The following is an 11,439-nucleotide window of genomic DNA, read 5'->3' on the forward strand; positions in this document are numbered from 1 at the left end:
ACTCCTTTCTAGATCAATTATAAACACAACTATCAAATTTACAAGATGCACAGTGAAAATTACATCTTGCTCGATAAGAGTTTGCAACTCTACCAAGACCGATTATTGCCGTAATCGATTTTTCTGGTAGCAAGATATTACTTTTAGTAGTGGTGATACCCAATTCATTACTATTTAATAACTCCAAAATTTTAGGCTGTATATCCAGCTTTAAATCACCATAACCGGGACTAAAGCGCATAGTCAAGTGAGGTAGGTCATAACTTATAGCTTCTTCTTTTATAATTGTATTAAGCTCATTAGCAACCTCTTCAGCAGCAACAGAAGCAATAGCGTCTAAGGTAGTTGCCTTGGTAAACTCTCCTTGATTAAATAATTCTTTGACCTTGTCTTCTAGAGAGCTGCCAATAGTTACAGCCAATAAAGCAGCCTTATCTTGCCCCTCTAGCAGCTCAATGATATCCTTACTTTCAAAATTTAAAGCATTCTCTCCTAAAATTACCAAGTTATCTTCTTTATCAAGTTGAAGCTTATCGAGGATTAGATAAGCTCCCTTACAATCTATTAATGAATAAGAATATTCTATCAAAGAGTCTATCATCTCTTCAATCTGCTTGCTTGAGATGCTATTCTCTTTATAGCCTAATCGTCCTTTTACTTCAGTTTTTGGTATCTTAATTGAAATATTTTCTATAATAACTTCTCCCTCCTTTATAATAATTTAACCAATAAAAAACCTCTTCATAAGAGAAGAGGTTTTTTAGTATATATAGCTCTTCTCTTATCTGCCAGAAGATATACTTCTGCAGGAATTGGCACCTTTCCCCCTTTAGGGGTGGTTGCCGGGCTTCATCGGGCCAGTCCCTCCACCTCTCTTGATAAGAGTTAGTATTTATTTTTAAAATAATATAGCTGATAGGTATTAGCTTTAAATGCATAAAGTGAACTTATTTTTGAATAAGTATACCATTAAAATTGAGTTTTGTCAAAATAAAAATTATCTTTGAGATAGTTCATGATTATTAGTAATAACTATTGAGTATTAGTTTGATTTTATAAATTATATTTAATTTATATCAAGCTAGCCCAAGTTTAAGTCTTAACAGAGAATCTATTTATACTTAATCTTAACTCAACTTAATTTTAATTATAATTATAATTAGAAGGTTTCTTCTTATACTATTTTTTATATCTATTACTCTGTCTTTTCTCTCTTTTTAACTCACTGACTTCATCGTGAACGCTATAGATTAAATGTTTTAAATCTTTGATTTTATTGGAGTATTTTCTGTTTATACTATCCATCCATAATGCTAAAGCCAAGATAGGTAGAACTATAATAAGAATAAGAATATAATTCATAATTATCGCTCCCTTCTTTAAAGTAATGAATAATGGCATAGCCCCACATATTTACAGTTTATTAATTTAGTAGAATAATTAGTACTCACTAAGAGTTAGAATCTTTTAAAATTATAATTAGCTTACAAGTGATTAAATTAGTTAGTTGAATCCAAAAAACTTTTCAATTTTTATGAATAATAGTGAGTATTTGATTTTTTAGATATAGATTTTAAGGAGATTTTAATTTTTAACTAATTAAATTTTAATATTGGTGATTTATACTTTTATTAGGAAAATATAGATGAATATCGGTGGTTTATTTAAGGGAATTTATGTTAAATTAAACATAATGCCAAGAAGAAATTGACATTATATCCCTAAGATGGTATAATTACAGGTGTTTATTCTAAGTTTATAGATAACAATTTTACATAATTAAGCTGTTAAAAGGGAAATTTTATTTAAATATAATCAGCAATAGTACAGATAATTACAATTCTAACTATCTTATTAAATAGCCCTTGAGATTTTTTGATTAATATAAAGATATCTTAAGTTTAATTTACATGGTATATTAGAGATTATTAACTAAAATTTGTTTTAATTATGAGTACAGATCTGTACTCATAATTGATTTGTTTGTGAGTTTGGACATCTAGGTAGCAGTAAATTATTATTTGATGGTCAATCTAGATTATGTTATGTAATTAGAACTTTAGAAGCTAATAAATACCTAAAATTATTATTTTATGTGGAGGTTATTTAATGGGTACTATTGAAAGTAAAGATAGGTTAATTGGGGATAAAGAGATAATAGAAGGAATGCTAGAATCAAGTCATGATGGTATTTTAGTTTTAAATCGAAAAAGAATTATCTATAAGAATGAACGTTTTGTAGAGATGTGTAATTTTCCTAAAGAGTTATGGGAAGAGCAAAATGTTTTGAATTTACTTAATCACATAAAGGATCAACTTATAAAGCCTGACGAGTCTATAGCTCAGCTGCAACGCATAAGTAAATCTTCTAATAAAGATATAGATTATCTTAATTTTAAAGATGGAAGAGTCTGGGAGATTGTCTTTTATCCATTGGTTATAGATGGAGAAGTAGAAGGGGAGGTTTGGAACTTTAGAGATATTAGCAATTTTGAGAGATTAAAAGCAGATTTGAAGATTAAAGAACAGGCTATAGAAAGCTCCTTAAATGGAGAAGTCTTCGTAAATATGGAAGGTAAGGTTGTATATGCTAATCAGCAGGCCTTAGATTGGTGGGGATATAATTCTGATGAAGTATTGGGTAAAGGTGGAGAGCAATTTTGGAGAGACACTGAGAACTTTAGAGAAGCAGTAAATAAATTAATTAAAGAAGGAAGTTGCTTTGGTGAAGGGATAGCTAAAAGGAAGGATGGATCTACCTTTGAAATCGAAGCCTTTAGTAATGTGATAAAAGATAAAGAAGGTAAACCAATAATTATTTCTTCTTCTATTATAGATATCTCCCAAAGAAAAGAAGTAGAGAGAGAGTTAAAAAAGAGCAAAGAGTTATATCAACATTTTATAAAATTATTACCAAATGGAGTCTTTTTACATAGAGATTGTAAATGTTTGTATGCTAATCAAGAGGCTTTGAAGTTAATATCCTGTAGTAGTTTAGATCAAGTTATTGGAAGAGAACTTGAGGAGTTTTTTGATATTCATACTAATTACCGCAGGAAGTTTGTAGAGAGGTTAAAGAGATTAGAGCAAGAAGATATCTCATTAGAACCTGTTGAATATAAAATTATTCTAAAAGATGGGACTGTAAGGGATATTGAGGCTTCCTCTTCATCACTTATATATGGTGGAGAAAGATATTTTACTACTATAGTACAGGATATAAGTGAACGTAAGGAGAATGAACGATTACAGAGAAAGGTTATAGAGAAGCAGATAAAGTTAGAAGAAGCTAAGGAATATGATCGGTTAAAGACTGAATTTTTCTCTAATATCTCTCATGATTTTAAAACCCCTTTGAATATAATCTTAGGAACAGTAGAATTATTGATGAAGACCCACTTAAATCAAAAGCAATGTATTTATTATGATAAATTTGTTGATTATACTAATATAATGAAGCAAAATTGTTATAGATTACTAAGGTTGCTCAATAACCTATTGGATATTACTAAATTTGATATTGGAGTTGTTAATCTGAATTTAACGAATAATAATATTGTTTATTTGGTTGAGGATATAGTTATGTCGGTAGTACCCTATGCAGAAGCTCAAGGTATAGAGTTATATTTTGATACCAATACAGAAGAGAGGATAATAGCTTGTGATCCCAACAAGATTGAAAGGGTTATTCTTAATCTGTTATCAAATTCATTTAAATCTACAGATGTTGGAGGTAAGATAACGGTAAAAGTTCTTGAGCAGGAAGATAGTATTCTAATATCAGTAAAAGATACAGGAATAGGTATACCAGAGAAGAAGTTAAAAAAGCTATTTGATAGATTTGAACAGGCAGATTCTTATTTGAGTAATAAGGCTGAAGGTAGTGGGGTAGGTTTAGCTTTGGTTAAAACTATTATTGAAGCTCATAATGGTAAGATATCAGTAGCTAGCCAATATGGAGAGTGGACGGAATTTGAAATAGAGCTTCCAATAAGAGATATCTCTAAAGAAGATGTCTACTATAATAGTACTTATATTAAAGATAGTATTATAGAAAGAGTTAATATTGAATTCTCTGATGTATATCAAAGTAATATTTGTTAAAGGGTTATATCTTTTAGTTTTAATATATTATAATTTGATTTTTGAAGTAATCCTCATTATAATTAGGTTTAGAATGAATCTTAGAACTAATAAATTACATAAAGGAGTGCTGAGTATGTTAGATCCTAGAATAAAAGAATTAGCCACTAATTTAATCAATTATTCTGTTGAATTAAAGAAAGGTGAGAAGATATTAATTGAAGTATTTGGAGCAGAAAATCCCCTTGCTCGCCAATTAGTAAAAGAAGCTTATGAAGTAGGAGCTCTTCCTTTTATAGAGGTTAATGATGAATTATTAAATAGAGAACTATTGATCAAAGCCAGTGCTGAACAATTAGAAGCCCAAGCTAGATACCATAAGATGAGAATGGAAGAGATGGATGCCTATATTGCTATTCGTTCTGCTGAAAATATTACTCAAAACTCTGATGTGCCCAGTGAGAATATGCAGCTTTATATGGAGAAGTTTATTAAACCAATCCATGGTGAGATTAGAGTTCCAAATACAAAATGGTGTGTGTTAAGATATCCCAACCATTCCATGGCTCAATCGGCAAGTATGAGTACTGAAGCCTTTGAGGACTTTTACTTTGATGTATGTACTCTAGATTATGCTAAGATGTCTGAAGCTATGGATAATTTAGTAGAGTTGATGGAGCAGACTGATAAGGTCAAAATAGTAGGAGAAGGAACAGATTTGACCTTCTCAATTAAGGATATTCCAGCAATTAAATGTGATGGTAAGTTGAATATTCCTGATGGTGAGGTCTTTAGTGCACCAGTAAAAGATTCAGTCAATGGGTTTTTAACCTATAACACACCTGCAGTCTATCAAGGCTTTACATATGAAAATATTAGACTAGAGTTTAAGGATGGTAAAATTATCAAGGCCACTGCCAATAATACTGAAAAGATCAATAAGGTCTTTGATACCGATGAGGGTGCTCGTTATATTGGTGAATTTGCTATTGGGGTCAATCCTTATATAGAGACTCCGATGAAGGATACTCTCTTTGATGAGAAGATTAAAGGTAGTTTCCACTTTACTCCAGGTAAATGTTATGATGAAGCCAGTAATGGCAATAAATCTTCTATTCATTGGGATTTAGTCTGTATTCAAAGGGCAGAGTATGGTGGAGGAGAGATTTATTTTGACGATAGATTGATTAGAAAGGATGGATTGTTTGTTATTCCAGAGTTGGAGTGCTTAAATCCTGATAATTTAAAGTAAGTTAAAGAAGTAGCCACTAGTGGCTACTTCTTATTGCTTTATAATATCGTTTTATAGGTATATTGTATTACTTCTCTAGAATCCTGGGTTAGAGATATTTATACCATAGTTTCTTGCTTTTCTTTGAAATTCTCATATGCTGTAACACTCTCCTCGATTACACGCTCACTCTCTGGTGATTTAATAAATTCTGCATGAATTTCAGCAAATTTCTCCCTAAACTCCTTATTCTCCTTTAAAAAGTGAGTGGCGACCTCAGTCATTAATAAGAGCATCTCCAAGGTCTTATCATACTCTGCTGTATCGCCATCTTTCATCTCCTCAAGGCGTTGACTGACCATCCCAATAGACATTTCCTTTAATTTATTACCAAATATCATCTAATCACTCCCTAGCTTTTCTTTATCTCTATTTTGTTAAAAGTAAGGAAAATCTATACTGCAATAATTTGGCTTAGCTATGAGTAGTTATAAATAAAAGGGTTTTATAGTTTAGAATAAAGATTAACTACCCCATGAACTATCACTTTAAGTATAATGATTGATTTATAAATTTTAAGTTATAGATTATAAACTGATACCTTTTTGGAGGGGATTGAATGATTCTTCTATGTAATCAGAGGTTTTTAAAATTACTTTTAATTATGATCTTTTTAGCTTCATTATTTGGGAGTGTAACTAGCTATATCAATCGGGCTAGGCCTGTAAGTAATCTAAATCAGATATCAGGGAAGGTAATTGTTATAGACCCAGGTCATGGTGGGGTTGATATTGGAGCATCATATGATAATATGGTAGAGAAGGAGATTAATTTAGATATAGCAAGAAGATTGAGAAGTTTACTCAGTACTAAAGGTGCAAAGGTAATTATGACCCGCTATCATGATACTGCCTTAGACCATAAGAATCAGGCTTATAAGAGTAGGCATATGAGGGATTTGAAAGCTAGAGTTGATATTATAAATAATAATAAAGCTGACTTATTTATCAGTATCCATGTTAATTCCTTTGCAGGTAAATTCAGAATCAGAGGACCAATTGTCTTTTATCAAAATAGCAAGAAGTCAAACCAGAGTTTAGCTAAGAAGATCCAGTATAGATTAAATCAAATTAGTTATCAAGGTGTAAAGCTTTTAGATAATTCAGTTAGAGTAGGCAATTATTATATTTTAAAGAATAGTAGAGTGGTAGGGGTATTGATAGAGGTAGGCTTTATTAATAAGAAGGTAGATAATTGGCTCTTAACTGAGAATAAGTTTAAGGATAAGCTAGTTTATGGGATTTATCAAGGAATTTTAGATTATTATTAGTGAACTATAGATTTGGGTATAGTGCTACACTCTAGTAATCAGTGACGAGTGATGGGTAACGGAGTAGAAAATTTTTCTCGTCACTTGTTACTCATCACTCTTTACTGTTTTAGTACCACTTTAATTTTAAATTCAAATAATCTAACTAAGATTAGAGACTAGAATAAATTAACACTATAGAGGTAAACTAAAAAAAGTAGATTATAAAAAGTAGACTATAAAATTAGGAGGGAACTAATGGATATTATCTATCATGATGTTGGTGGTACCCATTCAGTGGCAGTGGCATCAGCATTACATTTAAATAAATTACCTATGGATAGAACTCCAAATAAGAATGAAATACTTAATTTACCTACCTTTGATAAGCTTAAAACTAAGGATTTAGGTCATTTGATTTACCAAGGTAAAGATGAGTTTGGCAATCAAGTCTATACTTTAGGCTGTAAATATGCTGAAAAATTTGTTATCCCTGCAATTAAGGATACTTATGATCTATTAGGAGATCAAGAAGAGTTGATGTTAATTAAGACTAAATCGACTATTAACTTTACAATGAAGATAGGAGGCTATACCTCTCGTGCCTTAGGGTTAATGACTATTGGCAGACCAATTGTTACTCAAGGTGTTTTAAAGGCTTATCCTAAGATAGTTGAATTGGTCTCTGAAGTTAAGAGGGAATTGGAGGTTAAGAATTAAATTACAAATAAATAAGAGGTAGCAAATAGAATTGGGTCTATTTGCTACCTCTTATTTATTGATTAATTAATATTATCTTCATCCTCAACAATATCAACAGTCTTCTCTTGTTGTTGATTAAAGGAGAAGAACTGTACTCTACCAGTTGTAAGTAGTTTACTGAACTTTCCTTTCATCAAAAACTTTACCTTCTTTCTAGTAAAAGGAATGATACAAGAAAATCCAGCAAAATCTGTTAATAAGCCAGGTGTAACTAACATAGCACTACCGATTAAGACCAACAAGCCATCGATTAAGCTATCGGCAGGCATCTTTCCTTCAGAGAGAGATTGGTTAATCTTCTTAATAACTGAAGTTCCTTGCTTTTTAGCCAATATAGCTCCGATAATTCCAGTAGTAGCTATTAAAGAGATTGTATATAAAGTTCCAACATGATAGCTTAATCTGATTAATAGAGTCAACTCTATCAAAGGAATCACGGTAAAGATTAAAAGTAATTTAAACATAAGTTATCCCTCCTATATTTAATCCTTATTAATAATATATTCTTTAGTTGCTCCGAGAGTTTATAGTAATATAATCCAATTTGTTAATAGGAATAAATTAAGAATAGTGGAGGGAAATAAGGTGATTTGAAGAATAAATAGATTAAAGAAAGGATATTTGAAGGGGACTATAAAATTTTAGTAAAGTAACAGATTAATCTATTAGTAAAAGTAGATCAAGATAGATTATATCTTATATTATTGGAGGGATTATGTTAAATTTTAAGGACAGAGAGTGGTTACTATTAGGGCTTGGTACTGGTATTATAACTGTACTTATCTTCTTAACCCCAATATTAGATGATTTAGAATTATTAAGCTATGATTATAGGTTATATATAAAGAGTTTGATCGAAGCTGAGTCTCAGGATGATATAGTAATTGTTGAGATAGATAAAGAGTCTTTAGAAGAGGTAGGAAAGTGGCCTTGGCCTCGGACTTATCACGCTAACTTAATAAAAGAGCTCAATCAAGCTGGGGCAAAGATAATAGGGTTTGATATTCTATTTGATTTTCCTAAAGAAAGAGATGAAGATAGAGCGTTGGCAAAGCAGTTATTAAAATCTAATAAGGTAGTATTACCTTATATTCTAGAGAATAAAGAGATTAGGCAATTAAGCTTATGGGGATTAATTAGAAGTAGGAAGCTTGAGAGTGGTGAGATAAGATATCCTATTGAAATCTTTAAAAATAAGGCAAGAGGATTTGGTTATTTAAATTTGACCCAAGATTCTGATGGTAAGGTCAGAAGGATAGACTTGATAAAAGAGGATCTAACTCCGTTTGCTATTAAGCTAGCTGAAGAATATAATCAAGATAAGAGAGATTTTTTAGCTAAAGAGCTGTTAATCAATTTCCACCATAGTGATACTTACTTCCAAAGTATCTCCTTTATTAAAGTCTTAGAAGGGGATTATTCTGAAGATTTCTTTAAAGATAAATTGGTAGTGGTGGGGGCTACAGAAAGGCTACTACGTGATTATTTGATAAACCCCTTCTCTTTTGTGAAAGGTTATCTGCCTGGGGTAGTGATTCAGGCTGAGATTATCGATAATTATTTAAAGGATTCCTTTATAGCTACTATCGATGATTGGCTGGTAGTGGGTTGTTTGGTTCTGTTTAGTTTGGTAACTGCTATTATCTATGGTAGGCTAATACCTATACAAGGTGTAAATATTCTGGTGTTATCTTTTATTTTTATGTCACTACTAGGAGTTTTATTTTTGATTAATTTCAATCTCTTTATTCCAATTACCCCTTTTATTTTGATAAGTATTTTGAATTTAGTTATTAGTAATCTTAGGGCTTATTGGCAGTCTGAAGCTAGAAAAAATCATTTACAATATACCTTCTCACGATATCTATCTAAGGATGTAATTGAAAAGGTAATCAATCTGCCTGAGAAGGACTATTTAATGGGGGAGCGCAGGGAGATTTCAGTTTTATTTATCGACTTAAGTGGCTTTACTAGCTTTAGTGAGGGAAAGAGCTCTGTTGAAGTAGTAGAGATATTGAATAAATATCTATCACTTATTATTGATGAGGTTCTCAAGTTTGGAGGTACTTTAGATAAATTCCTTGGTGATGGAGCTATGGTCTTTTTTGGTGCTCCAACAGATCAGTTGGATCATGCGGTCTGTGCTATTGAATTGGCTTTGAGCTTGCAAAGCAAGGTTGAAAATAATCAACAATTGCCCCTCCCAATCTCAATTGGGATTAATACAGGAAGGGCTATTGTAGGTAATATTGGTTCTACCAAAAGAAGTGACTATACTGCTATTGGTGACACAGTCAATACAGCAGCTAGGATTGAAGGGTTGGCTAAAGGAGGAGAGATTTTAATTGGAGAAGGAACTTATCAACAGATTGAAGGTAAGTTTAAGGTAAAATTAAAGTCACAAGTTGTCTTGCGGGGAAAGATAAATAAAGAGAATATTTATGAGGTAATTAGGGAGGAGAGTTATTATGGAAAGGAGTTTTAGAGTTATTAGCTATGCTTTACTCTTTATTATCTTAGTAAGTACTTTGTTTTCATTAGAGGGTTCTGCTAATAATAATTTGAGATTAAGGAAGATTAAGGGAGAAGTCTATTATAAGAAGACTTTTTTAATCTTCTCTTCTGATTGGAGAAAGGTTGATAGTATAGCGGATGTAGAGGTTGGAGACCTAATTAAAACCTTAGAAGGTAGTAAAGCAGAGCTTATCTTTGGTGAAGATGCAAGGGTTTTAGTCAAAAGCAACTCCAAACTGAAGATAGTCAAGAATAGAGGAGGCAAGGTTGACTATAAGAAGGTTAAACTTAGCATAGGAGAGATTATAGTTAAGTTTATCAATGAGGGGATTAAGAAGAAGGAGTTTGAAGTAGATACCCCTTCGGCAGTAGCTGGAGTACGAGGAACACTATTTAGTGTTAAGGTTGGAAAAGATAAAGAGGTTGAGGTAGCTGTTAGAAAAGGAAGAGTAGAAGTTGGTAACTCTGCTGGAGAGGTAATGGTAGTTGCAGGAGAGTTGGCCCAGGTAAAGAGTAAGAGAGTTAAGGCAAAACTGAATAAACTTGGCTCAAAGGAGCAGAGTAAGTGGGATGAAGAGAAAAAGTGGTTAGAAAAGATAAATAAATGGAGCAAAGAGGTTAAAGCTAAAGAGCAAAAAGAGATTAAAGAAAAGGCTCAGGATAAAGTAACAGATAAGAGTAATTATGAAAATAAATCTAAAAATCAAGGTAATAATAAAGAAAAAGATAAAAATAAGGACAAAGGTAAAGATAAAAGCCGAGGTAGAAGCAGGGGTAAGAGTAAAAGTGGAGGCAGAAAAGATAGATAAGGGGGATAAAGGTGCCAAAGAATTTTTTGAGAAATTTTATTCTCTTTCAAGATATGAATGAGCAAGAGTTAGAGGAGTTAAGTAAGATAACTTATCAAAGGGTTTATGATAAGAATGAGATTATCTTCTTAGAAGGAGAGGTAGGTGATGCTGTTTATCTGATTTTAGATGGATTGATTAAAGTCTTTAGAACTGTTGAGAGTGGTAGAGAGAAGACTTTGGTCTTGTTGGGGCAGTGGGAATTTTTCGGTGAAATGGCTTTACTAGATAAGAGTCTTCGTTCAGCATCAATTCAGGCTATGAAAACATCACAGTTATTAGTGATAGATAGAGAGAAGTTCAATGGCTTGTTACTTAAATTTCCTCAGATTTCTCTAAAGATTATAGTAACTCTATCGAATAGATTAAGAGAAGCCAATAATCAGATTAAAGCACTTACCTTTAAGAGTGTTAAAGAACGCCTTCATCTGGTCTTATTGGATTTGGCTGATAAGTATGGAGAGATAGCTGAGGAAGGGACAGTAATAACTAAGAAGATTACCCATCAGGAGTTGGCTAATTTAGTAGGGACAACTAGAGAGACGATTACTAAGTTGTTAAATGAGTTGATAGAGAAAGGTATAATTATCGTTAAGCAGAGATATTTGATTTTAGTAGATAAATAGTAATTCTGGGATGATAAGGTCTGATTGAGTTGTAAAATAGTTGTATAGCAGTTCAATAAAAGCAGC

General features: G+C 31.9%; 10 protein-coding genes and 1 riboswitch. Of the genes, 7 read left to right on the forward strand and 3 right to left on the reverse strand.

Features of this window, described 5'->3' with window-relative positions:
* Nucleotides 1-13: 13 nt before the first annotated feature.
* Nucleotides 14-601, reverse strand: a complete 588-nt coding sequence (locus BX659_RS07405) for a vitamin B12 dependent-methionine synthase activation domain-containing protein (RefSeq protein ID WP_097017483.1) — start codon at nt 599-601, stop codon at nt 14-16.
* A 177-nt stretch (nt 602-778) separates the two neighbouring features.
* A riboswitch (SAM riboswitch) is annotated at nt 779-885 on the reverse strand.
* A gap of 1,224 nt (nt 886-2,109) precedes the next feature.
* Here BX659_RS07405 and BX659_RS07415 point away from each other — a divergent pair.
* Together BX659_RS07415 and BX659_RS07420 are read left to right on the forward strand one after the other, a co-directional pair.
* Nucleotides 2,110-4,104, forward strand: a complete 1,995-nt coding sequence (locus BX659_RS07415; RefSeq protein ID WP_097017485.1) for a PAS domain-containing sensor histidine kinase — start codon at nt 2,110-2,112, stop codon at nt 4,102-4,104.
* Between the two features lie 115 nt (nt 4,105-4,219).
* The gene (locus BX659_RS07420) at nt 4,220-5,335 is read left to right on the forward strand and encodes an aminopeptidase (protein WP_097017486.1); all 1,116 of its coding nucleotides are present in this window, start codon (nt 4,220-4,222) and stop codon (nt 5,333-5,335) included.
* A 98-nt stretch (nt 5,336-5,433) separates the two neighbouring features.
* On the opposite strand, the gene BX659_RS07425 is transcribed toward BX659_RS07420, so the two are convergent.
* On the reverse strand, nt 5,434-5,715 hold the full coding sequence (locus BX659_RS07425) for a hypothetical protein (RefSeq protein ID WP_097017487.1): 282 nt from the start codon (nt 5,713-5,715) through the stop codon (nt 5,434-5,436).
* A 218-nt stretch (nt 5,716-5,933) separates the two neighbouring features.
* Here BX659_RS07425 and BX659_RS07430 point away from each other — a divergent pair, with 218 nt between their 5' ends.
* Entirely contained in the window at nt 5,934-6,644 is a 711-nt protein-coding gene (locus tag BX659_RS07430) for an N-acetylmuramoyl-L-alanine amidase family protein (RefSeq protein WP_097017488.1), read from the forward strand.
* Between the two features lie 237 nt (nt 6,645-6,881).
* A complete protein-coding gene (locus BX659_RS07435) occupies nt 6,882-7,343 on the forward strand; it encodes a DUF3189 family protein (protein WP_097017489.1) in 462 nt (153 codons plus the stop codon).
* 62 nt (nt 7,344-7,405) lie between these two features.
* On the opposite strand, the gene BX659_RS07440 is transcribed toward BX659_RS07435, so the two are convergent.
* On the reverse strand, nt 7,406-7,849 hold the full coding sequence (locus BX659_RS07440; RefSeq protein ID WP_097017490.1) for an FxsA family protein: 444 nt from the start codon (nt 7,847-7,849) through the stop codon (nt 7,406-7,408).
* A 251-nt stretch (nt 7,850-8,100) separates the two neighbouring features.
* Between BX659_RS07440 and BX659_RS07445 the strand changes: the two genes are divergently transcribed.
* From BX659_RS07445 to BX659_RS07455, 3 genes are read left to right on the forward strand one after another with little or no spacing between them, the layout of a single operon-like run.
* Entirely contained in the window at nt 8,101-9,870 is a 1,770-nt protein-coding gene (locus tag BX659_RS07445) for a CHASE2 domain-containing protein (RefSeq protein ID WP_106231780.1), read from the forward strand.
* Nucleotides 9,854-10,708: a FecR family protein gene (locus tag BX659_RS07450; RefSeq protein ID WP_097017492.1), complete on the forward strand. Its 855-nt coding sequence runs from the start codon at nt 9,854-9,856 to the stop codon at nt 10,706-10,708. The genes BX659_RS07445 and BX659_RS07450 overlap by 17 nt, the downstream gene beginning before the upstream one ends.
* An 11-nt stretch (nt 10,709-10,719) precedes the next feature.
* A complete protein-coding gene (locus BX659_RS07455) occupies nt 10,720-11,373 on the forward strand; it encodes a Crp/Fnr family transcriptional regulator (protein ID WP_097017493.1) in 654 nt (217 codons plus the stop codon).
* Nucleotides 11,374-11,439 lie beyond the last annotated feature (66 nt).

Source organism: Orenia metallireducens, from assembly GCF_003001995.1.
In the GTDB taxonomy this organism is placed as follows: Bacteria; Bacillota; Halanaerobiia; order Halobacteroidales; family Halobacteroidaceae; genus Orenia; species Orenia metallireducens_B.